We start from the raw sequence: 22,541 nt of genomic DNA on the forward strand, positions 1-22,541 counted from the left end.
CCTTCCGTCTCGTCTAGCTCACCTGGGAGAGCCAGGACTGCTCGACGCCGCCGGCGGACTGCCGGTAGGGCGCGAGCTCCCGCTCCCACTCCAGGCCCAGGAGCTGGTCCAGCCCGGAGCGCAGCGCCTCGGCGCTGGTGGTCGTCGCCAGGAGCGCGCGGATGCGGTCCTCGGCGATCATGATGTCGCCGCTGGCGCTCATCGCGGCGCGGTACGCGCCGCGGCCGGGGACGTGCATGATCCGCTCGCCGTCGACGCCCGAGCTCGGGTCCTCGGTGACCTCGAAGCGGAGCATCGGCCACTGCACCAGGGCCTTCGCGAACTCGGCACCCATGCCGGCGTACCCGGTCCAGGGGCGCTCGGCGCGCATGGTGCCCCGCTCGGCGGCCTGCGGGGACCAGCCCAGCTTGACCGATCCCTGGCGCGAGGCGCCGCCGGAGCTCTCCAGCACGCGGCCGATCGCCCACTCGACGTGCGGGCACACGGCCGACGGGCTGGAGTGGATGTAGATCACGCCGCGTGTCTGCATCGCGCACCTCCTTGGGAATCGGCGTATCTGAGTACTGGCTCACTCCTTGTGGTCATTCGGCTACGACTTGAAGTCGTGCAACGGGTATCGGCCGGGTCGATGTGGGGATGAACTCGGACCCGGCGCGCTATTCCGCTCTGTTCCATACTGACAGCTTCGAAAGCATCGCGCTAGGCTTAAACGGCTCCGGGCGCTCACTTTTTCGATCATTCGATGTGTCACACCTGGTACATGTGCTAGTCGTCGCAGCCCGCACCTGAGCTACACTTGCGCATGACCGGCATACTGTCGGTTTTCTTTTGTGGTCCAACCCAGGTTCAGTGCCAGTCTTCGGGGCTGCTCTTCCTGCGTGAGACCGAGATCCGTCTACACGACATGGTGAGGAGACCGGCGTGGCAGCCAACACTTCCAAGACAGCACGCGCTTCCGTCAAGGCCGGCCAGGGCAAGGGCGCCGCGGGCCTCAGCGTCCTGGGCGAGTTCAAGTACCTGATCCCGCTCAACGGCGGCAAGCACGTCTACCTGCGCAACCTGACCACCGGCAAGACCCTCCACCTCGCCGTCGGCTCCGAGGCGTTCACCGAGGCCCTCAAGGCCCTGGCCGCCGCCGGCCACGGTGAGAAGCTCAAGGTCGAGATCGAGGGCCTCGCGGCCAAGCTTCCCGAGCAGGGCTGGGACACCACCCTGAAGAACCTCGAAGAGGCCGGCGTGTTCTCCGCCGAGGCCGTCGCCGCCTAGGTTTCGCACCCGCGACAGCCGCGCTCCATGCCCATCGGGCGTGGGGCGCATTTTTTCACCCCGGAATTGGTCGATCAAATGTTCGAGCGCGCTATTCGCGGCCAATTCCTGCAACTGCGGAATGCACTCTCGGATCGGCCTCACAGAGTGGGCGGCATCGACCGATCGGGCGACCCCTATCGGGCATTCGGTCAATCGGCGAGATCGGCGGTGCACACCGGGTCCGACATCGGCACCTCGTCGACCGACCACAGTGCGCTCACCTGGAAGCAGTAGTCCTGGTCCGGACTGAAGCCGGCCGTGGTGAACTCGGTCTCCAGGGTCCCCTCGGTGTTCAGCGCCTCGGCCCGGTCGTCGCCCACGCGCTGGGCGAACACGATGTAGCGCAGCGTGTCCGTGGCCCCCTCGGGCGCCGTCCACGCGAGCGTCACCTCGCCCTCGTTCCACGACTCGATCGCCACGCCCGTCGGCGCGCCCTGCCCGTCCGTGGTCGCCTGGTCGAGGTCGCCGGCGTCCCGGTTCGGCAGGATCAGCCACAGCCACGCGGTCATGACGAGCGCCAGGACGACCGTGATCGCCAGACCCAGGTACACGTACCCCTTGAGGCTCCGCGAGTCCTTCTGCTTCGCCTGGACCGGCTTGGCGGGCTTGTACGCCTTGGTCTTGCGCTGCTTCGAACCGTCGCGGCCGATCACCGGCGGCGCGAACACCTGCGACTCCGGCGGCGCCGACATCGGCGGCGCGGCCTGCTGCGCCGTCCACGGCGAGGGCGGCGGCTGCATGCTCACCGGCGCCTGCGGGGGCGCCGAGTACGGCGCGAGGTGCGGCGCCGCGGACGCCGGCGCACCGGAGAACGGCTGCGCGGACATCGGCGCGCCCGAGAAGGGCTGCGCCGACATCGGCGCCCCCGAGAACGGCGCGGCCGACACCGGCGGCGCCGCGGGCGGCGCCCCGTTCAGCTGCGCGTACCGCGGGTCCACCGAGTGGCCCAGCTGCGAGCCGAACCCGCCCGTCCCGCCGCCGGTCATCCCGCCCGCGGTCGAACCGAGCGTGTTGCCGTACTCCGAGTGCGGCATCGGCGGCTGCTGCACCGGCGCGAACGGGTCGAGCGGCACCCGCGTGCCCCGCGTGGCCACCTCGGGCCGGTAGACCGTCTCCTCGTTCGAGACGTCGCCGATCACCGACGGCGCGGCGGCCTTGCCGACCCCGCCGCCGTACATGTTCCGCTGGAGCTCCTCGGCGAACGCCTCGCACGACGCCGGGCGCCGGGCCGCGTCCCGCGACAGGCTCCGCACGAGCAGGCTCTCGAGCCACTCGGGGACGTCGTCGCGCGGGAGCTTCGGCGGCGGTTCGTCGGAGGTGACGCGCTGCCGGTGCGTGTCCGGGTCGGTGCCGCCCTCGGGGTTCGCGAACGGCGCGAACCCGGCCAGGAGGTGCCACATGCTGGAGGCGAGGCTGAACAGGTCGCTCGCGGGGGTCTGGGCCTGCCGCAGCAGCGCCTCGGGGGAGGCGTGGAGCGGGGTGAGCTTGTCGATCGCGGCCGTCGCCGCCAGCGCCGCGGCGGTCCGGGCGATCCCGAAGTCCGCCAGCGCCGGCCCGTACTGGCCGCGGAGGATGTTCTGCGGCTTCACGTCCCGGTGGAGGATGTCCGCGTTGTGGGCGGCCTGGAGGGCCTGCCCGATCTTGACGCCGACGTCGAGGACGTCGGCCACCTGGAGCGGGCCGTCCGCCTTGAGGATCGCCGAGTACGAGCCGCCTTCGCAGTACTCCATGACGATGAACGGCTGCCCGGCGTCGGTGTGGCCGGTGTCGATGATCGAGACGATGTGGGGGTGGTTGGAGACCGCGACGGTCGCCTCCAGCTCCTTCTCGACCGAGTCGGCGGTGGTCATGTCGTCGTCGACGAGGAGGACCTTCACGGCCACGGTCCGGTCGAGCCGCTCCTGCACGGCGCGGTAGACGAACGCGGTCGACCCGTGCGCGACCATCTCGAAGTCGCGGAAACCGGGGACGGCCGGAGTGGGGAGGCTCAAGGCGGGGGCTCTCTTCCGGGGACGGTGTCCCGTTCAGATTAGCCCCCGCCCTGAAACTTCCTCAGATGCGTCCGGCGGTGCCGTTCAGCAGGTTCGCGACCCGGATCAGGCCCAGGTGCGAGTACGCCTGCGGGTGGTTCCCGAGGCCGCGCTCGGCGATCGGGTCCCACTGCTCCGGCAGCAGGCCGGTCGGGCCCGCGCACGCGAGGATCTGCTCGAACAGCTCCTCGGCGTCGGTCCGGCGGTCCACCTGGAGGTACGCCTCGGCGAGCCAGGCGGCGCAGATGATGAACCCGCCCTCGGTGCCCGGGAGGCCGTCGTCGCGGTGGTAGCGGTACACGGTCGGGCCCGAGCGCAGGCCGGCCTCGATCTTGAGGACGGTCTTCAGGTAGCGCGGGTCGTCCGGCGGGAGCAGGCCCGAGAGCCCGATCCACAGGGACGCGGCGTCGAGGTCGTCGTGGCCGTACGCGGCCGTGTAGGCGCCGATCTCGTCGTTCCAGCCCAGTTCGAGCACGTTCTTGGCGATCTGGTCGCGGAGCTCGGGCCACTCGGGCTTGTACTCCATGCCGAACTGCTCGGCGACCTTCATGGCGCGGTCCACGGTCACCCAGCACATGACCTTGGAGTAGACGTGGTGCCGCGGGGCCTGGCGGGCCTCCCAGATGCCGTGGTCGGGCTCGTGCCAGCGCTTGGCGACGGCCTCGACCATGCTCGCCATGACGCGCTCCTCGAACTCCGAGAGGTGCCCGCGGCGCTGGGCGACGGCCTCGATGAGCATCGCGACGGGGCCGAACACGTCCAGCTGAACCTGGTTCGACGCGGCGTTGTTGATGCGCACCGGCCGCGCTCCCGCGTACCCGGGGAGCGTGTCGATGATGGCCTCGGGGCTGGGCGCCTGGCCTTCGATGTCGTAGAGCGGGGCGAGCCGCTCGGGGTGCCCGGCGGTCCGCTCGAGGATGCCGGCGACCCACGTGAAGTAGGACTCGGCCTCCTGGAGGGAGCCGAGGTCGACGAGCGCGTTCGCGGTCATCGCGGCGTCGCGGATCCAGCAGAACCGGTAGTCCCAGTTGCGGACGCCGCCGAGCTCCTCGGGGAGCGAGGTGGTGCCCGCGGCGAGGATCGCGCCGGTCGGCTGGTAGCAGAGGGCCTTGAGCGTCAGGGCGGAGCGCCCGACGGTCTCGGACTCGATGCGGGGGAGCCTGAGCGAGTCGGACCAGTTGCGCCAGCCGGCCTCGGTGGTGCGGCGGCGGACGTGTACCGGCGGGCGCCACTCGCTGAGGTCGTCGATGCCGGCGCGCATCTCGAGCACCAGGGACCCGCCCACCTGGGCGAGGTCGACGGTGGCGACGGCGAGCGAGTGCTGCCCGTCGTACTCGATGTGCCATTCGACGCCCTGGGACCGCAGGCTGATGGGCTCGCGGCCGCCGAGGACCTTGAGGCCGTCGTCGCCGACGGGCTGGAGCTGCACGGGCAGCTGCCCGAACTCCGGCCGGGGCGCGAACGTGATCTTGACGGGGATCTCCCCGGTGATCTCGCGGACCAGGACGGTGGCGTTGAGGTCGCCGCGGCGGCGCGGGGTCGAGTCGAGCCAGTCGGTGACCGACAGGCCCGACCAGCGGGTCTCGACGGTCATGGTCCCGGCGACGTACCGCTGGCCGAGCGGGATGCCCGCGCTGACCGGCTGCACGGTGAAGTGCCCGGCGTGGTCGCCGCCGAGCAGGTCGGCGAAGACCGAGCCCGAGTCGGGCTTCGGGTGGCACATCCAGGTGACGCGGCCCTCGGGGGTGAGCAGCGCGTGGTTGGCGCCGTCGGCGAGCATCGAGTGCCGCTCGATGAGCTGCGCGGACTCGCCCTGGAGCCAGGCGCGGCGGGTGTCGACCAGCCGCGCGAGGAGGACCGCGACCTCTTCGGGGTCGGAGATCCGGTAGGCGGCCCTGGTGGGGCCGGGGCCGATGCGGACGCCGACGTCGGGGCCGTGGAGGTGCGCGAACGCGTTCTCGTCGGTGACGTCGTCGCCCAGGAACAGGACCGCGGACGCCCCCAGCTGGTGCCGCAGTTTGTCGAGCGCATCACCCTTGTGGGTGGCGACCACGGAGAGGTCGATGACCGCCTTGCCCTCGGTGGTCTGCACGCCGTCCCAGGAGGAGGGGCCCTCGCGGACGTCCTCGACGGCCGCGAGCGCGTGCTCGTCGGTGCTCTCGCGCACGTGCAGGGCCGCGCCGGCGGGCTTGGGCTCCACGCGGGCGCCCTCGTAGCGTTCGGCGATCGCCGACAGCTCGGCGACGAGCTTGTCGCGCAACCGCTGGTCCTCGCTCGAGAGCGCCCGCGTGAAGCCGATGTCGAACTCGGATCCGTGGGATCCGACCAGGTGCACTTCGGAAGGCAGGCGGGACAGGGCCGCCAGGTCGCGCAGGGCGCGACCGGAGATGACCGCGACCTTGGTCTGCGGCAGGTTCGCGAGTGTCCGCAGGGCCGAGACCGACTCGGGGATCGGTTTGGCCTGCGAGGGGTCGGTCACAATGGGGGCGAGCGTGCCGTCGTAGTCGCACGCGATCAGCAGCTGCGGAACGCGTGCGAGCAGGGTGAGGGCCGAGCGGAGCTCTTCGGAGGACGCAGAGGCCTCCGGATCACGGCCCTCTGGGCTTGGTGCGGTCATCTTGGCGTATCTCTCCAACACCGTCGTTGCGGAATATGTGTGCCTACCGGCCCCTGCCTGCCGTTTTCAGTCGGCGGAGGGCAGGCTGCCCGGATTGTACGCCGCGCTGCGCTCCGGAACACCCAGCGCCGTGAGGAAGCTGCGGGCCCAACGGGAGACGTCGTGCTTGCGCAGGTACCTCCTCATGGCGCGCATTCGCTTCATCTTATCGTCGGGCGACGCGGTCGCAGCTGTCACGAATCCGTCTTTCAGGTCTGTCAGATCGTGCGGATTCACGAGGAACGCCTGGCGCAGATCTCCTGCGGCCCCGGCGAACTCGCTGAGGACCAGCGCGCCGCGGTTGTCGATGCGGCTGGCGACGTACTCCTTGGCGACGAGGTTCATCCCGTCGCGCAGCGGGGTCACGGCCATCACGTCGGCGGCCTGGTAGAGGGCCGCCAGCTCGTACCGGTCGAACGACTGGTGCAGGTAGTGCACCGCGGGCAGGCCGACCTGGCCGTACTCGCCGTTGATGCGCCCGACCTCGCGCTCGACCCGCTCGCGCAGGGCGATGTACTGGTCGACGCGCTCGCGGCTGGGGGTCGCGACCTGGATCATGACGGCCTTGGGGACCTCCAGGCGGCCGTCCTCCAGGAGTTCGCGGAACGCCTTGAGGCGCCGCTCGATGCCCTTGGTGTAGTCGAGCCGGTCGACGCCGAGGATGATCGTCTCGGGTTCGCCGAGTTCGGCGCGGATCTCCTTGGCGCGCTGGCGGACCCGCTCGGTGTTCGCCACTTCCTCGTTGGCGGCGGTGTCGATGGAGATGGGGAAGGCGTCGGCCCTCACGAGGCGGTCGTCGACGGTGACGTAGTGCCCCCTCGGCCGGTAGCCGAGCAGGTGCCGGGTGAGCGCGAGGAAGTTCTGCGCCGCGAGGGGCCGCTGGAAGCCGACGAGGTCGGCGCCGAGGAGGCCCTTGAGGATCTCCATGCGGTGGGGGAGCTGCATGAACAGCTCGACGGGCGGGAACGGGATGTGCAGGAAGAACCCGATCCGCAGGTCCGGGCGGCGCTCGCGGAGCATGCCGGGGACGAGTTGGAGCTGGTAGTCCTGGATCCACACGGTCGCTCCGGGGGCGGCCTCGCTGGCGCACACCTCGGCGAACCGCTCGTTCACCTCGTAGTAGGACTTCCACCAGGAGCGGCGGAAGACGCGGGGCTCGACCGCGTCGTGGTAGAGCGGCCACAGCGAGGCGTTCGAGAACCCCTCGTAGTAGCGGAGGACCTCGTTCTCGCTGAGTTCGACGGGCAGCAGGGTGATGCCGTCGGCGGTGAAGGGCTCGGGGGCCGCGCCGGCGATGCCGGCCCAGCCGATCCAGGTGCCCCGGTTGGCCTGGAGAACGGGTTCGAGGGCGGTGACGAGGCCGCCAGGGGATCGGCGCCAGGTTTTGTTTCCCTCTTCATCGACGACAGCGTCGACGGGGAGGCGGTTGGCGACGACGATGAACGATGCGTTGCTCAATTCGTGTTCCTCCTTTCCACAAGCCTAGCGGGGGAGGGGCCGGAGGGGGCCGTGGTGACGCAGCAGCTTCCGTCCGAGGCCCGATTGGCGGCCGCCCCCGCGGGCTTGACATCATTGGTACCGGTCAGTTCCGTACAGCTCGTCGCACAGCGAAGGATCAGCGTGGCGCAGTTCATCTACACCCTGGAAAAGGCGCGCAAGGCGCACGGTGACAAGGTCGTCCTCGACGACGTCACCCTGTACTTCAACCCGGGTGCGAAGATCGGCGTGGTCGGCCCCAACGGCGCCGGCAAGTCGAGCCTGCTCAAGATCATGGCGGGCATCGACCAGGTCTCGAACGGCGAGGCGAAGCTCGCGAACGGCGCCACCGTGGGCCTGCTCGCGCAGGAGCCGCCGCTGACCGAGGGCAAGACCGTCATGGAGAACGTCCAGGAGGCCGTCGCGCCGATCCAGGCGAAGCTCGACCGGTTCAACGAGGTCGCCATGGAGATGGCGACCGACTACACCGACGAGCTCATGAACGAGATGGGCCGCCTCCAGGAGGAGCTCGACGCCGCGAACGCGTGGGAGCTGGACTCCCGGCTCGAGCAGGCCATGGACGCCCTCCGCTGCCCGCCCGGCGACGAGCAGGTCGACCACCTCTCCGGTGGTGAGCGCCGCCGCGTCGCGCTCTGCAAGCTCCTCCTCGAGGAGCCCGACCTGCTGCTGCTCGACGAGCCCACCAACCACCTCGACGCCGAGTCGGTCCTCTGGCTGGAGCGCCACCTGGCCTCCTACCCGGGCGCCGTCATCGCCATCACGCACGACCGGTACTTCCTCGACAACGTCGCGGAGTGGATCCTCGAGCTCGACCGCGGCCGCACCTACCCGTACGAGGGCAACTACTCCACCTACCTGGAGAAGAAGGCCGAGCGCATGAAGGTGGAGGGCCGCAAGGACTCCAAGCTCCAGAAGCGCCTCAAGGACGAGCTGGAGTGGGTCCGCTCGAACGCCAAGGCCCGCCAGACCAAGTCCAAGGCCCGCCTGGGCCGGTACGAGGAGATGGCCGCCGAGGCCGACAAGACCCGCAAGCTCGACTTCGAGGAGATCCAGATCCCGCCGGGGCCGCGCCTGGGCTCGACCGTGATCGAGGCGAAGGACCTGTACAAGGGCTTCGACGGCAACACCCTCATCAACGGCCTGAGCTTCAACCTGCCGCGCAACGGCATCGTGGGCATCATCGGCCCCAACGGCGTCGGCAAGACCACGCTGTTCAAGACCATCGTCGGCCTCGAGAAGCCCGACGCGGGCGAGGTCGTCGTCGGCGGCACCGTGCAGCTGTCCTACGTAGACCAGAACCGGGCCGGCCTCGACGGCGACAAGTCCGTGTGGGAGGTCGTCTCCGACGGCCTCGACTACCTGATGGTCGGCAAGGTCGAGATGCCCAGCCGCGCCTACATCGCCGCGTTCGGCTTCAAGGGCCCGGACCAGCAGAAGCCCGTCAAGGTCCTCTCCGGCGGCGAGCGCAACCGGCTCAACCTGGCGCTCACCCTGAAAGAGGGCGGCAACGTGCTCCTCCTCGACGAGCCCACCAACGACCTCGACGTCGAGACCCTCTCCAGCCTCGAGAACGCCCTGCTGGACTTCCCCGGCTGCGCCGTGGTCATCTCCCACGACCGGGCCTTCCTCGACAAGGTCGCCACCCACATCCTCGCGTGGGAGGGCGACCCGGCCACCGGCGAGCCCGCCTGGTTCTGGTTCGAGGGCAACTTCGAGTCCTACGAGAAGAACAAGGTCGAGCGCCTCGGCGCCGAGGCCGCCAAGCCGCACCGCGTCACCCACCGGAAGCTCACCCGGGACTAGCCGTGGCGCGCTTCAAGGTCGACGTCGCCGTGCGCTGGTCCGACATGGACGTCTTCGGGCACGTGAACAACAACAAGTTCATGGTGCTGCTCGAGGAGGCGCGGGTGGCGATGATGTTCGACACCGCCGAGGACGCCGGGATCACCGGCTTCCGGGAAGGCGTCGTCGTCGCCCGCCACGAGGTCGACTTCCTGCTGCCCGTGACGGTGCCCGCCGAGGTGCGCGTCGAGGTCTGGATCGAGCGGATCGGGAACTCATCGTTCACGTTCGCCTACGAGCTCTTCGCGAACGACAAGCTGGCGCTCAAGGCCCGGTCGGTCATGGTCCCGTTCAACACCGAGACCCAGCGGCCCCGCCGCGTCACCGGGCCCGAGCGGGACTTCCTCGAGCGATGGACCGACTGACCGCCGGCGACGGCCTCGCCTTCGCCGCCCGCGTCGCCCGCCTCGACCCCGACGCGCCCGTCCTCGCCCGCGAGGGCCGCCTCTGGGCCGCGCTGCCCATCGGCGTCCTCGCCGTGCGCGACGGCGCGCTCCCCGACGGCGTCTACCGCGCCGCCGACCTCGCCGCCGCGACCGCCGCCGCCCGGCCAGAGGCCGCCTGGCGCATCCGCCTCCCGGCGCGGCCGTGGACGACCGTCGAGACCGTGCCCGCCGGCGACGTCGCCGACATCGACCGCAAGGCCGCCGCCGCCCTCCGCGAGCGCCGCGGCCACGGCGTGGGCGACCGCCGCCTGCGCGACGCCATGCTCGACCACGTGGCCCTCACCGTCGAGCACGACGGCCGCCTCTTCCCGGTCCAGGTCCGGCTCGTGGCCGCCCTGTGCCGCATGGGGTTCCTCGGCGACGACCCGGTCAAGGTCATCCGGGCGGGACGCCGCCTGGGCCTCTCCGGCACCTTCGGCACCGTCTGGGAACGGGACCGCGGCCTGCCCCTCCTGTGACGCGGGCCGTCGGCCCGCCACGATCCAGTGACCACCGTGCCGCTGACAAAAATCCGACGTCCGGACGATGGGACGGGACGCCCGACTCTGATACATATGAAACCCGTGACAGTACCCAGTGCGGGCCTGCGAACAAACGCTCGACGGTTCATACTTTCAGTCAGGATTGGCTGACGGTTGTGCCAAGTCGCACCGAGTCCCTAGTCTGCTCACTGCAACGCGACGTAACTTGGCTGTGCCCCCGCGAAGCACAACCAATCGCAACCAATGGCACAGTCCGACAGGAATGCCAACGAAGTACCCAAGCACTGCCAGTGATTCGCATTTTGGGTGGGAAGGCGGACAACACCATGGCATGGTGGCGAAGCAGAAAACGCGACGCAGAAGACAACCCCGTGACCGAAGCGGTCGCCGAGGCCGACAGCGAGATCGGCGGCTCGGCCGAACGCGCGCAGGCCCGCGGCAGCCAGCCCAGCGCGGTCCCGAACCCGCGCGCCGAGCGGCGCGACGAGGCGACCGACGAGTTCGAGCTCGCCTCCCGCGAGCTCCGCCACGAGCTGTCCGCGGAGCAGCTGCTCCTCGGGCCCGAGCAGGAGCAGATCTCCGAGGTCGACCGCTGGCACCTCATCAAGCAGGACCTGGCCGAGATCGACCCCGAGTTCATCACCGACCTCGAGCAGATCGCCGCCGACGCCCGCGACGAGGCCGCCCCGCTCGACGCCGACCGCATCATCGCGTCCCTGAAGAACCTCGACATCCGCTACCTCGTCGACGAGAACGGCGGCATCGTGGCCCTCTGGGAGCGCCACATCGTCCAGGTCCGCGCCGAGGGCCCCGACGCCGACATCCTGGTCCTGCGCGCCCGCGCGTACCAGACCGTCCCCCGCGAGTGGTCCGAGCGCGGCTACGCGGCCATGAACGAGTGGAACCGCACCCGCCGCTTCCTCAAGGCCTACCTCGGCGAACCCACCGAGTCCGGCGCACTCCCCGTGTTCGGCGAGATCCAGGTCCCCGTCCGCCCCGGCATCACCACCGCGCTCCTTGAAGAGCTCATCGACTGCGGCACCGCCATCTCGGGCACGTTCGTGGAGTGGCTCGAAGGAGAGCTCCTGTAACGCCCGGCAGTACGCGAACGGGGCCGGAACGCTGATGCGTTCCGGCCCCGTTCTTCGTGCTCGGGAAGTTCAGGTGCGCCCTCGCTTCATGCGTTCCGCATGAAGTCCGCCGCCCGCTCCATGTACTCCCACATCGCCTTGTCGTACTCCGGCGGCAGCGCCACCTCGTCCATCGCGACGCGCATGCAGCGGAGCCAGGCGTCGCGCTCGCGCTCGCCGATGACGAACGGGGCGTGGCGCATCCGCAGGCGCGGGTGGCCCCGCTCCTCGGAGTAGGCGTGGGGGCCGCCCCAGTACTGCTCCAGGAACATCTTCAGGCGGCGCGCCGCCGGACGGAGGTCCTCCTCCGGGTACATCGGCCGCATGACCGGATCCTCGGCGACCTCCGCGTAGAACGCGTTCACCAGGCGCTCGAAGGTCTCCTCGCCGCCCACCGCCTCGTAGAAGGACTGCGTGGGCGCGGGCTGTCCAGTCGGCGTGAGGGGCACAACGGCCCGCGGGCTGTCAGTAGGCATCTCCCAATCGTGCCAACAGCGGGCCCGAGTGGAAAGCCGTTCCGGTGCGCGTCACACCGAATGGGCCGCACATCACCCGGAAGCGGGCCCGGACCGCGCCTACGGGGCCGTGCCCGCGGCCCCGCCGTTCGTCATCGTGCGCGGCACGTAGATGCGCCCGCTCGACGCCAGGTCGATGACCCCGGCCTCCCGCAGCGCCTCGGTCACGCGCCGCCGCAGCTCGCGCCCGGCCGCCCACTGCTGGTCGGAGGTCATCCGCACGCCCAGGCGCACCTTGATCTCGTCGATCGTCATCTCGATCGGGCCCAGGTACTCCGGCTCCTTGAGGACGTGGTCGCTCCACTCCTCGTCGTCCTTGAACTCCTCGGCGACCCCGGTGATGATCTCCCCGGCCCGGTCGATGTCCGCCGTCGGCGGCAGCGGCGTGTCCACCACCACGTACGCCCAGCTCTGGCTGGAGTTGCCGACCCGCAGGATCTGGCCGTTGCGCACGTACCACAGCGTCCCGTCCAGGGACCGCAGCGTGGTGACCCGCAGGCCCATGTCGACCACCGTGCCGGTGGCGTCGCCGACGTCGACGTTGTCGCCCACCCCGTACTGGTCCTCCAGCAGGATGAAGATCCCCGCCAGGTAGTCCTGCACCAGGTTCTGCGCGCCGAAGCCGATCGCGATGCCGGCGATGCCCGCGCTGGCGAGGATCGGCGCGAGGTTGACGTTGAAGGAGCTGAGCACGAGCATGAACGCCACCGTGTAGATGACGATGCCGCTGACGTGCTGGAGCACGCCCGTGAGCGTCTCCGCCCGGGCCTTGGACCGGTCGCCCAGGAGCTCGTCGCGCCGCGAGTTCGAGGACCCCAGCTTGTCGGCGAGGTCGGCGATCGACTGCGGGCCCTTGATGGTGGTGACCTGCTTGATGATCCGCCCGATGGCGCGGTTGACGAGCCAGCGGAGCAGCGCCGCCGCGACGAGGATCAGCAGCACCTGGCCGATCTTGTCGAGCACGACGCCCGCGTCGACCGAGAACTCCTCGCTCCCGGTCATCTTGAAGAGCATCGTGCAGGCGTTGAACCCCGCATCGCAGGGAGAGGCCGTCTCGGCCGCCGCAAGCACTTCCACGTTCACCATTCTCCGCTTCCACCCCCGGCCGTACAGGCCACCGGTCCGCACCGTCCGTCGCCACCGGGGGTTCGAACAGACGATATTCGCTCGTCATTCAAGATCCCACGGAACCAGGGTGCAATTTTCTGAGATATAGGTCAAACTTGACGAGACCGATGGCTTGGAGGTACGACACCGTGATAGGTCCTCGACATAGGAGCACGCTCGACAGCGATGACCCTGCCCCAGGGGTGCACGCACATCTCTTCACGCACGGCGTCGGCCTCGGATCCGCGCTGGTCCTGAACCAGAGTTACGAACCGCTGTGCGTGATACCAGTGAAGCGAGCGGCGGTGCTGCTGCTCACCCGCAAGGCCGAAACCGTCACTCCTGGTGACGGTTTTCTGCGCTCCGAAACCATGCACATCCCCGTCCCCTCGGTGGTCCGGCTGAACCGCTACGTCGCCATCCCCCGGCAGGTCGGCGCGAGCCCCTCGCGCCGCGGCGTCTTCACGCGCGACGACTGGCGCTGCGTGTACTGCGGCTCCTCGGCTGAGACGATCGACCACGTGGTGCCCCGCTCGCGCGGCGGGACGCACACGTGGGACAACGTCGTGGCGGCGTGCGCCCCCTGCAACCACCGCAAGAGCGACAAGACCCTGGCCGAACTCGGCTGGCGCCTCCCGCGCGCCCCCCGGCCCCCTTCGGGCTGGCAGCTGCGCGGGTTCCGCGGACAGCGTCGTCCCGACCCCGCCTGGGAGGCGTGGCTGCCGCGCCACGGGAAGGAGCGCGCCCGCCTCTCATAGCCATCGGACGGGCGGGCCCGCCGGACCGGTCCTCGGACCGCCGGCGGGCCCTTCCGTGTCCGATGCCCGCTCCCCCTTGGGAACCGGCCGTGCATGCGACCCGCGGCACCGAGTTCCCACCTGCGGTGATGTGAGGGGCGCAATTGGATTAGGCTGGGCATCGGTAACGGCGCCCGCTTGCCAGCCGTACATTTACGAGGTCACCCTGACTCTGCAACTAGGGGAGCAACAATGAATTTCCAGGACTGGCTGATTCTGTTCGGCGCCCCGATCCTGGTCGTGGTCGCGGTCTTCGCCCTGATCTTCCTGCGGCACCCGCGTCCCCAGTCCCGCTACCGCGCGGGTCGTCCGTACGACTTCAAACCGGTCTGGTTCGTCGCCCGCAACGGCGCGGTTCCCGGCGACTCCGGTTCGCACGCGGCCGAGCTCGAGGCCGCCCACGGCGAGACCGTCGCCAGTGGACCCAAGGGAGGCTCGCATGGCAAGTGGTAACCAGGTCGCCGTCGCCGGCGGCATCGTCGAAGGCGTGGACCGCAGTCCCGAGCACATGCGCCAGCCGATGCTGGAGGGCCCCTTCGACGTGAAGGAGCTGCTGCACCTGGACGAGGCCCTGTCCGTGGCCGAGCGCGACGGCGGGGGCCTGCACTACAGCGTCTACGTCGGCCCGCTGTACGACCCGGTGCGGGGCGCGGCCGAGGCGCTGCACGACAAGCTCGCCGACCCCGACCGCTCCGTGCTCGTCGCCGTCTCGCCCGAGCAGCGGCAGCTGGAGATCGTCACCGGCCGCATCGCCCAGGAGAAGATCCCGGACCGCTCGGCGGCCCTCGTGGTGTTCTCCATGGAGGCCGCGTTCGGCGCCGGCCAGCTCGCCGGGGGGATCATCACCGGCCTGCGGATGCTCGCCGAGACCGCCCAGGGGCGCTGACGCACAACGGAAGACGGCGGCCGGGATGATTCCCGGCCGCCGTTTCGCGCGCTCTGCTCTTGTCAGCCGTCCTCGGGCTGCTGCCGCTTCAGGAGGCCGTCCGCGTCGGTGAGCTCCAGCTTCCCGACGAACTCCACCCACGAGAGGGAGTCGGCGACGGTCTCGCGGATCGACAGGATCGTCGTCCCTGGGATGCGCACCGTCAGGGTCGCGGGCGTCCCGATCTGCTTTTGCGCCAGGACCGCCTCGGTCGGCTGGCCGTTCAGGCCCTTCGCCAGCTCGAACACCGCGGACTCGTTCTCCCGCGCCTTCGGCACCCAGTCCATGTCGCGCTTGAGGATCAGGGCCGCGCCGACCGGCTCGCCCTCGGACTCGCCGCCGTAGGTGAGGACGATCCGGTCCGCGGTCCCGCGGGCGCTCTTGAGGCTCCAGGCCGAGTCCGCGACGTCCACGAGCTGCCCCTGGAAGCGCCGCACCGAGGTCCGCACCAGCTTGGCGTCGCGCCGCCGGGCGATCGGCTTGGCCACGATCCGGAAGAGCACGACGAGCGCGACGAGGACCAGCAGGCCGATGCCGCCCGCCGCGAGCTCGTGCAGGCCCGCCTCCACGCTCCAGATGATCGACATCGGCACGAGGATCCCCGACGCGAAGCCCAGGAGCGGCTTGAGCCAGAACGGCCCGGACCCGCCGGGCAGGCGCAGCGGCGCCATGAGGCCGACGACCGCGGCCGCGACCAGGGCGATGCCGGTGAGCTCGGGCGCGGCGACGTCGTAGCGGCGGAGCCACTCCACGGCCCACCACGACAGGAACACCGAGCCGATGACGACCGTGGGGATGAGGAGCACGACGGCGAAGAGGAGCTGCTGGGGCTGCGGCCGGGTCCGCGAGGCGAGGACCGGTCCGAGGAGCAGGAGCGGCAGGACGACGCCGAACAGCGCGACCAGGGTGGCGCTGAGGACGACCACCGGCAAAAGCGCGGACAAGACTGCTCTCTCCATTCATCCCCGAGCGGGCGCGCCGCGACCGCGCCGCGACACGGCGAGCTTACCAACGCTGTGAAAACCACTCGGGGCTCCGGGACCGCCTGTCCACGGGCAGGTCCCGGAGCCCCGGGGTGTCGGCTGCTACGCGCTCGCGTCCAGCTCCTGGCCCTTCAGGGCCCGGGCGAGGTCCGAGCGGCCCTCGGCCACGCCGCGCCTGATCGGCGCGGGGCGGTCCTCGGCCAGCCACGCGTCGAGCACCGCGAGCGACTCCTCGTCGATCAGGTTCGACGGGAACGCATACTTCGAGTACTCCACGGCCTGCTGGGCGCCCAGCTTCTCCCACAGCTCCGGCACCGCGTCGAGGTACGGGCGCAGGTACGGGCGCACGAGCTCGGCCTGGTCCAGCGGCGCGAACCCGAGCATCGAGGAGCGGCGCACGTAGTTCTCCGTGGACGGGTCCACGATCCGCTCCCAGGTGCGCTGCTTCGCCTCGACCGTGGGGACCACGGCGCGGGCGATGAACGAGAGGCGCTTGCCGTCGGCGGTCGAGTCGCGGTCGAGCTCGGCGTCGATCGCCTCCTCGCCCACGGTGCCCGTCGCGACCAGCACGGTCAGCAGCGACCAGCGCAGGTCCGCGTCCACCGCGAGGCCCTCGGGCACGTCGGCGCCCTCCAGCCAGCCGGCCACGCGGGCCAGGTCGGCCTCGGAGCGGGACGCCGACGCGTACGCCTTCGCCCACGACCGCTGCGGGTCGGAGCCCGGCCCGGCCGCCTCCATGGCGGCCTTCGCGGCCTGCGCCCACTGCTCGCGCAGCGCGGCCCGGCGCTCCGGGGCGGCGTAGGCGAGCGCCCCCGCCACCTGGCGCTGCGCGACGGTGACGATGTTGATGTCGTCCTCCGCCGTGAGGCTCTTGACGCCCAGCTCCACGAACTGCGACGCGCCCAGCTCGGCGTCGCGGAGCATGTCCCAGGCCGCGGCCCAGATCAGCGCCCGCGCCAGCGAGTCGCCCAGCGCCGAGGTGTGCTCGACCGCGGTCGCCAGGCTCCGCTCGTCCAGGCGGAGCTTCGCGTACGTCAGGTCGTCGTCGTTGAGCAGCAGCAGGTCCGGCTGCTGCACGCCCGCCAGCTCGGGGACCGGCGTGGCCTCGCCCGTGACGTCCACTTCGATCCGGTCGCGGCGCACCAGGAGGTCGCCCTCCAGGTCGTACAGGCCGATCGCGATCCGGTGCGTGCGGTGGGTCGGGTGCTCGGCCGGGACCTCCTGGAGCACGGTCACGCTCGTGTAGTTCCCGTCGGCGTCGACGCCGACCTCCGGGCGCAGGGTCGAGACCCCGGCCGTGCGCAGCCACGTGTCCGCGAAGTCCTTGAGCGCCTTGCCCGAAGCGGCCTCCAGCTCGCCGAGCAGGTCCGAGAAGACCGCGTTGGAGAACTGGTGCTTCTGGAAGTACGCTCGCAGGCCCGCCAGGAACGGGTCGATGCCGACGTACGCGACCAGCTGCTTGAGGATCGAGGCGCCCTTGGAGTAGGTGATCCCGTCGAAGTTCGCCTGGATCTCCTCGGTGTCGCCCGCGTCGGTGTACACCGGGTGCGTCGTCGGCTGCTGGTCGGCGCCGTAGCCCCAGTTCTTGCGCGCCGACAGGAACGTGGTCCACGCGCCCGCGAACCGCGTCGCCTCCACGTTCGCCCAGTGGCTCGCCCACTCCGCGAACGACTCGTTCAGCCACAGGTCGTCCCACCAGCGCATGGTGACCAGGTCGCCGAACCACATGTGCGCCATCTCGTGCAGGATGACGTTCGCGCGCTGCTCCAGCTCGAAGTCGGTCACCTGCGAGCGGAACAGGAACGAGGCCTCGGCGATCGTGATGCAGCCGAAGTTCTCCATCGCGCCGAAGTTGTACTCGGGGGCGAAGACCTGGTCGTACTTGGGCAGCGGGTACCGCACGCCGAAGTGCTCGTGGAAGTGGTCGAAGCCCTGGCGGGTCACCTCGAAGACCCCCTCGGGGTCCAGGTAGTCCTTCATCGACTGGCGGCAGTACAGGCCCATGTCGATGCCGTCGTGGACCTCGTGCACCCCGAAGTACGGCCCCGCGCAGATCGCGGTGATGTACGGGCTCATGCGCACCGAGGTCTCGAACAGGGTGACCTTCGTCTGGATCGCCTCGACCACGGTCTCGGAGGCCGCGGGCATGTTCGAGATCACGGTCCAGTGCTCGGGCGTGCGGACCTGGAACGTGAACGTCGCCTTCAGGTCGGGCTGGTCGAAGCACGCGTACACGCGCTGGGCGTCGGCCACCTCGAACTGCGAGTAGAGGTACGTCTCCTTGTCGACCGGGTCGGTCATGCGGTGCAGGCCCTGGCCGTCGGTGGAGTACGTGCAGACCGCGTTCACGACCAGCTCGTTCCGCGCGGCCAGCCCGGTGATGCGCAGGCCCGCCTTCGGGTCGTACGCGGTGAGGTCCACCGGCTCCCCGTTCAGGAACGCCTCCTCGATCCGCTCGGCGGCGATCTCGATGAACGTCTCGGCGCCGGGCTCGGCGCAGTCGAACACGACCGCGGTGCGCGAGCCGAAGGTGTCTCCCCGCTCGTGCCCGGTCAGGTCGAGCTCCACGGTGTAGGAGTCGACGGTGAGCAGCTCGGCGCGCCGCTCGGCCTCGGCTCTGGTGAGAATGTGCGTCGACGGCACGTTGCCTCCAGCGTCTTGGGTTCGGATATGAAAGAAGTGTGTCACATCCCGAGAGTTCACTCGGCGGCCACGGGCGCCGCGAACACGGTCGATTACGCTCGTGGCGTGACTGCTGCACACCCGATCGATCTGGCCTGGCTCTCCACCGGAGGCACGGGCGCGAAGAACTACGACGAGTTCCCCGACGAAACCGAGATCACTCGGATCATCGAGGCGAACCCGGCGTCCATGCTGGGCGTCGAGATGCCCGCCCACACGCCCGAGGCGGTGGCCGCCGGGCTCGGCTTCGAGGCGTCCCTCCCGGCCGCGGCCGAGCGCCTCACCGCACTCAAGGACGCCGGCAGGTTCGCCGCGTTCGGCGACGTGGCCGTGGCCTACCGCATCTCCGGCGGCGAGGAGCCGACCGCCTACGGCGTGTTCTGCCTCGTCGACACCGCCGAGATCTCCTCCTCCGCGGAGGAGCCCGGCAAGGTCATCCGCAACGAGGACGTCTTCATCGAGAAGGTCAAGCAGCGCAACGAGCTCAACCAGCTCCTGCGCCACCTGCTCAGCCCCGTGCTGCTGCTCCAGTCCTCCAGGGGCGAGGAGCTGCACGCCGCGATCGCCGAGGCGATCGCCGGCGCCGGCGCGCCCGTGGCCGCCGACACCGACGAGTCCGGCCGCGCCCACGAGATCTGGGCGATCGGCGGCGAGGCCGGCGAGGCCCTGACCGCGCTGGCCGGGGACGGCGACCTCATCGTCGCCGACGGCAACCACCGCTCGCTCGCCGCGCAGGTCGGCGGCCTGGAGCGCTTCCTCGCCGTCGTCACCACGCCCCAGTCCGTCGTCATCCGCCCCTACCACCGCCTCGTGAAGGGTCTGCCGGGCTCCGCGTCGCAGCTGGTCGAGCAGATCGCGCAGATCGGCGCCACGGTCGTGGAGACCGACGGCCCGCCCGAGACGCCCGCCGAGGGCGGCACGGTCGTCATGTACGGCCGCGGCCGCACCTGGGAGGTCTCCTTCGGCGACCTCGACGGCTCCGTCGTCGACAAGCTCGACCACACGCGCGTCGAGCACGAGGTGTTCACCGCGCTCCTCGGCTGGGACGCGGGGGACAAGCGCATCACCTACGTCGGCGGCGACTACCCGGCCTCCTGGCTCGCCGAGCAGGTCGACGCGGGCAAGGCCGACCTGGCGATCCTCATCGCGCCGGTCACCGTGCCCGACTTCATCGACGTGAACCTGCAGCGGCTCAAGATGCCGCGCAAGTCGACCTGGTTCGTGCCCAAGGCGCGCGCCGGTCTCGCCATCGCCGAGCTGCCGAAGGGCTAGGGTCTGACATCGTGCGCATCTATCTCGGCTCCGACCACGCGGGCCTCGAACTCAAGGACCACCTGGTCAAGCACCTGTCCGGCCGCGGCTTCGAGGTCGTCGACGTCGGCCCGCACGCCTACGACCCCGAGGACGACTACCCGCCGTTCTGCCTCCACGCGGCCTCCCGGGTCGTGGCCGACCCCGGCAGCCTCGGCATCGTGATCGGCGGCTCCGGCAACGGCGAGCAGATCGCCGCGAACAAGGTCCCGGGCTGCCGCTCGGCGCTCGCCTGGAGCGTGGAGACCGCCAAGCTCGGCCGCCAGCACAACGACGCGAACGTCGTGGCCATCGGCGGGCGCATGCACTCGCTGGAGGAGGCGACCGCGTTCGCCGACGCGTTCGTCGACGAGCCCTTCTCGGGCGCCGAGCGCCACCAGCGGCGCATCGACATGCTCACCGCCTGGGAGTCCACCCACGAGCTCCCCGAGCTGCCTTAGCGGCCAAGCGATCCGACAGCGAGGCCCGGGCTCCGGCCCGGGCCTCTCCGCTGCCTCGAAACCAGGAGGATTCGGAAGATCGCACCTGGAGTTATTGGACGGGTGTCGGTATCGTCAATCCATGTCTAAGGGTCTCCGCGTTCTCCTCCAGCTCCTCCAGGTCGTCGGCCTGCTGGGGACGCTCCTGTTCCTGGCCGCTTCCGTCGCCTGGCACCTCGCCGATCTCGACTTCACCGGCTTCGCCGACCACGCCCCGTTCGAGCAGTGGGCCGTCGGCTTCGGCGTCCTCACGATCGCCCTCTCGCCCGCGCTGTGGTCCCTCGCCCGGTCCGGCGGCGCCGCCCCCGCACCCGCGTCCTCGGGCAGCTACGACCGCGCCGCCCCCGCCTCGCCGGCCGCCCCCGCGCAGCCCGGCAAGCCCGGCGGCGTGTTCGAGCCCGTGAACCCCGCGAGCGCCCCCGCGCCGCCCGCCTCCTCGTACGGCCAGCCCGCCGCGGGCTTCGGATCGCAGCCGCAGGGCGAGAGCCCGTGGGGTTCGGGGCGCTGACGCCCGGTTGCCTCCGAAGCGTTGCTGAGATGATGCGTACAACGGGCCCTCCGGGGACCGCGAAGGGTGGATTCCGGGCGTTACGCTATGGACTCATCCTGAAATCGCGAAGGAACACGCAATGTCGAACGCCACCGTTGACCTCGTCTGCGGCCCGGCCGACCCCCTTCCGGGGTCCGAGCAGAGCTACCGGCTGACCGGCCTGCTCGGCTCGGGGGGCCAGGCCGACGTGTACCAGGCCGTGCGCGTGTCGGCGGGCATCTCCTCCGCGCCCCTGACGGTCAAGGTCTTCCGGCCCAACCCGCAGGACACCCGCGAGCACCAGTTCCGCTCGTGGGACAAGGGCGACGCCGTCCTCATGGACCTCCACTCCCGGAACGTCGGCTCGATCTGCCGCCGCATCGACGCGTTCTACGGGCGCGCCCCGCACCCGTCGGGCCGGCCCCCGCAGGGCGACCCGATGCCGTTCCAGGTCCTGGAGTACCTGCCCGGGCACGACCTGCGCCAGCTCCTGTCGCAGCGCCTCGGCCGGGTCGACGCCGTCCGCACCCTCCGGTCGGTCGTGGACGTCATGAACGCGATGCACCACCCGCCGGTCGGCGCGCACCCGGTCCTGCACATGGACCTGAAGCCCGCCAACGTCATCATCGGCCCGGACGGCTCCGCGAAGGTCATCGACTTCACCGGCGCCCGCTACCACACGCCCGCGCACCTGACGACGATCGCGTACACGCGCGAGACCGCCGGCCCCGAGGCCCACCAGGGCACCGTCGGCCCGGCCTACGACGTGCACGGCTTCGGCTCGATCGCGTTCTACCTCGTCACCGGCGCGACCGCGCGCACCGACTCGCCCGGGCAGGAGCAGAGCGTGCCGTGGGCGCGGCTGCGCCGCCACCCCGTGCTGGAGTCGAACACGCGCCTGCGCGAGCTGCTCACCGCGCCGCTCGACGACAACCCCGACAACCGGCCGCGCACCTCGGAGCTCCCGCGCTGGATCAACGAGCTCGCCGCGGTCGTGTCCCGCTCGAACCTGCCCGACCTCGGCGTCGACTGGGGCCGCGCCGGCGTCGGCGCGCCCGCCGACGCGACGCGCCGCCTCGACCAGTCCGACGGCCGGACCCGCCGCATGGACGTGCCCGCGCCGATCTCCGGCGTCCCGGCCACGCAGGTCGTCCAGCAGCCGCCCGCGCACAGCACCCGCATCATGGACGCCGGGTCGCCGCCGGTGCAGGACAAGGCCGTCGCCGGCCGCGTCCGCGTCCCCGACCAGGGGTCCTTCGCCTCCGGCCGCTCCGCGGGCCCGGCCGAGAAGCGCGGCCCGCTGCCGCGGCTGCGCCTCGCCACCGACCCGGAGGAGCCCAGCGAGCGCGAGCTCGCCAAGCAGGAGCGCCACCCGCTCCTGGGCCCGCCCGGCTCGCTCGCGAAGGGCTTCGAGCTGTCGGTCATCGGCGGCCTGTTCTCGCTCATCATGTGGCTGCTGCGGGTCGTCACGACCGGGCTGGAGACCCTCCAGAACCAGGTCCTGAGCTACCTGTTCGTGATCGCGGTGGCGATCGGGCTGTTCTTCCTGGTGCGCATCGCCGGGGGCATCCTGTGGGGGCGCTGGCTGCACGCCAAGCGCAAGTCGGCGCGCCTGGCGCATCTCGCCACGGGCTTCTTCCTGTTCATGGTCGGGATCGACTACCTGGGCGAGCTCAACTGGGACTGGCTGAGCTTCGACTTCACCTGGTTCTCCGACCTTTTCGGACTGTGATACCTCGTCCGAATGGCGATGATTCCGCGGATTTCTCCTACTTCTCACGGAACTTCGAGAATTTCTCCAGCGGTCCTGAAGCGATGAGCC

20 protein-coding genes are annotated in these 22,541 nt (G+C 70.6%); 12 read left to right on the forward strand and 8 right to left on the reverse strand.

Annotated features, from left to right (window positions below; translation table 11 throughout):
• Positions 1–13: 13 nt before the first annotated feature.
• Complete coding sequence (locus ABD419_RS06690) at positions 14–529, reverse strand: DUF3145 family protein (protein WP_344483521.1); 516 nt, start codon at positions 527–529, stop codon at positions 14–16.
• A 392-nt stretch (positions 530–921) separates the two neighbouring features.
• Here ABD419_RS06690 and ABD419_RS06695 point away from each other — a divergent pair, with 392 nt between their 5' ends.
• Positions 922–1,266: a hypothetical protein gene (locus tag ABD419_RS06695; protein ID WP_344483524.1), complete on the forward strand. Its 345-nt coding sequence runs from the start codon at positions 922–924 to the stop codon at positions 1,264–1,266.
• A gap of 191 nt (positions 1,267–1,457) precedes the next feature.
• On the opposite strand, the gene ABD419_RS06700 is transcribed toward ABD419_RS06695, so the two are convergent.
• The 3 genes from ABD419_RS06700 to ABD419_RS06710 form a co-directional block, all read right to left on the reverse strand.
• Positions 1,458–3,299 (reverse strand): protein kinase domain-containing protein, encoded by a 1,842-nt coding sequence (locus ABD419_RS06700; RefSeq protein WP_344483527.1) that lies wholly within the window; start codon positions 3,297–3,299, stop codon positions 1,458–1,460.
• Between the two features lie 61 nt (positions 3,300–3,360).
• Positions 3,361–5,955 (reverse strand): trehalose-phosphatase, encoded by a 2,595-nt coding sequence (otsB, locus tag ABD419_RS06705; RefSeq protein WP_344483529.1) that lies wholly within the window; start codon positions 5,953–5,955, stop codon positions 3,361–3,363.
• Positions 5,956–6,021: 66 nt separating this feature from the next.
• A complete protein-coding gene (locus tag ABD419_RS06710) occupies positions 6,022–7,452 on the reverse strand; it encodes an alpha,alpha-trehalose-phosphate synthase (UDP-forming) (RefSeq protein WP_344483532.1) in 1,431 nt (476 codons plus the stop codon).
• Positions 7,453–7,614: 162 nt separating this feature from the next.
• Here ABD419_RS06710 and ettA point away from each other — a divergent pair, with 162 nt between their 5' ends.
• From ettA to ABD419_RS06730, 4 genes are all read left to right on the forward strand, one after another.
• Positions 7,615–9,294: an energy-dependent translational throttle protein EttA gene (ettA, locus tag ABD419_RS06715; RefSeq protein ID WP_344483535.1), complete on the forward strand. Its 1,680-nt coding sequence runs from the start codon at positions 7,615–7,617 to the stop codon at positions 9,292–9,294.
• A 2-nt stretch (positions 9,295–9,296) separates the two neighbouring features.
• Positions 9,297–9,698, forward strand: coding sequence for an acyl-CoA thioesterase (locus ABD419_RS06720; RefSeq protein WP_344483538.1), 402 nt, complete (start codon positions 9,297–9,299; stop codon positions 9,696–9,698).
• The gene (locus tag ABD419_RS06725) at positions 9,686–10,237 is read left to right on the forward strand and encodes a DUF8185 domain-containing protein (protein ID WP_344483541.1); all 552 of its coding nucleotides are present in this window, start codon (positions 9,686–9,688) and stop codon (positions 10,235–10,237) included. The genes ABD419_RS06720 and ABD419_RS06725 overlap by 13 nt, the downstream gene beginning before the upstream one ends.
• Positions 10,238–10,632: 395 nt before the next feature.
• Complete coding sequence (locus ABD419_RS06730; protein ID WP_344483544.1) at positions 10,633–11,352, forward strand: type III secretion system chaperone family protein; 720 nt, start codon at positions 10,633–10,635, stop codon at positions 11,350–11,352.
• An 86-nt stretch (positions 11,353–11,438) separates the two neighbouring features.
• On the opposite strand, the gene ABD419_RS06735 is transcribed toward ABD419_RS06730, so the two are convergent.
• A complete protein-coding gene (locus ABD419_RS06735) occupies positions 11,439–11,867 on the reverse strand; it encodes a globin (RefSeq protein ID WP_344483547.1) in 429 nt (142 codons plus the stop codon).
• 99 nt (positions 11,868–11,966) lie between these two features.
• Complete coding sequence (locus ABD419_RS06740; RefSeq protein ID WP_344483550.1) at positions 11,967–12,983, reverse strand: mechanosensitive ion channel family protein; 1,017 nt, start codon at positions 12,981–12,983, stop codon at positions 11,967–11,969.
• Between the two features lie 233 nt (positions 12,984–13,216).
• On the opposite strand from ABD419_RS06740, the gene ABD419_RS06745 reads away from it, so the two are divergent.
• The 3 genes from ABD419_RS06745 (at position 13,217) to ABD419_RS06755 (ending at position 14,696) form a co-directional block, all read left to right on the forward strand.
• Positions 13,217–13,771: an HNH endonuclease gene (locus ABD419_RS06745; protein ID WP_344483552.1), complete on the forward strand. Its 555-nt coding sequence runs from the start codon at positions 13,217–13,219 to the stop codon at positions 13,769–13,771.
• 231 nt (positions 13,772–14,002) lie between these two features.
• On the forward strand, positions 14,003–14,263 hold the full coding sequence (ctaJ, locus tag ABD419_RS06750; protein WP_344483554.1) for an aa3-type cytochrome oxidase subunit CtaJ: 261 nt from the start codon (positions 14,003–14,005) through the stop codon (positions 14,261–14,263).
• A 55-nt stretch (positions 14,264–14,318) separates the two neighbouring features.
• Positions 14,319–14,696, forward strand: coding sequence for a DUF5130 family protein (locus tag ABD419_RS06755; RefSeq protein ID WP_344485294.1), 378 nt, complete (start codon positions 14,319–14,321; stop codon positions 14,694–14,696).
• Positions 14,697–14,758: 62 nt separating this feature from the next.
• Here ABD419_RS06755 and ABD419_RS06760 read toward each other — a convergent pair whose 3' ends face one another.
• Positions 14,759–15,679: a hypothetical protein gene (locus tag ABD419_RS06760; protein ID WP_344483556.1), complete on the reverse strand. Its 921-nt coding sequence runs from the start codon at positions 15,677–15,679 to the stop codon at positions 14,759–14,761.
• A gap of 141 nt (positions 15,680–15,820) precedes the next feature.
• On the reverse strand, positions 15,821–18,361 hold the full coding sequence (gene pepN, locus ABD419_RS06765; protein WP_344483559.1) for an aminopeptidase N: 2,541 nt from the start codon (positions 18,359–18,361) through the stop codon (positions 15,821–15,823).
• Positions 18,362–18,466: 105 nt separating this feature from the next.
• Between pepN and ABD419_RS06770 the strand changes: the two genes are divergently transcribed.
• The 4 genes from ABD419_RS06770 to ABD419_RS06785 all read left to right on the forward strand — a co-directional run bounded on the left by ABD419_RS06770 (position 18,467) and on the right by ABD419_RS06785 (position 22,451).
• Positions 18,467–19,672, forward strand: a complete 1,206-nt coding sequence (locus ABD419_RS06770) for a DUF1015 family protein (RefSeq protein ID WP_344483562.1) — start codon at positions 18,467–18,469, stop codon at positions 19,670–19,672.
• An 11-nt stretch (positions 19,673–19,683) separates the two neighbouring features.
• Positions 19,684–20,151, forward strand: a complete 468-nt coding sequence (locus tag ABD419_RS06775; protein ID WP_344483565.1) for a ribose-5-phosphate isomerase — start codon at positions 19,684–19,686, stop codon at positions 20,149–20,151.
• A 121-nt stretch (positions 20,152–20,272) separates the two neighbouring features.
• The gene (locus ABD419_RS06780; protein ID WP_344483568.1) at positions 20,273–20,698 is read left to right on the forward strand and encodes a hypothetical protein; all 426 of its coding nucleotides are present in this window, start codon (positions 20,273–20,275) and stop codon (positions 20,696–20,698) included.
• 121 nt (positions 20,699–20,819) lie between these two features.
• Entirely contained in the window at positions 20,820–22,451 is a 1,632-nt protein-coding gene (locus ABD419_RS06785) for a serine/threonine protein kinase (RefSeq protein ID WP_344483571.1), read from the forward strand.
• Positions 22,452–22,541: the final 90 nt, after the last annotated feature.

The organism is Glycomyces endophyticus (genome assembly GCF_039531525.1).
Taxonomy (GTDB): Bacteria; Actinomycetota; Actinomycetes; order Mycobacteriales; family Micromonosporaceae; genus Glycomyces; species Glycomyces endophyticus.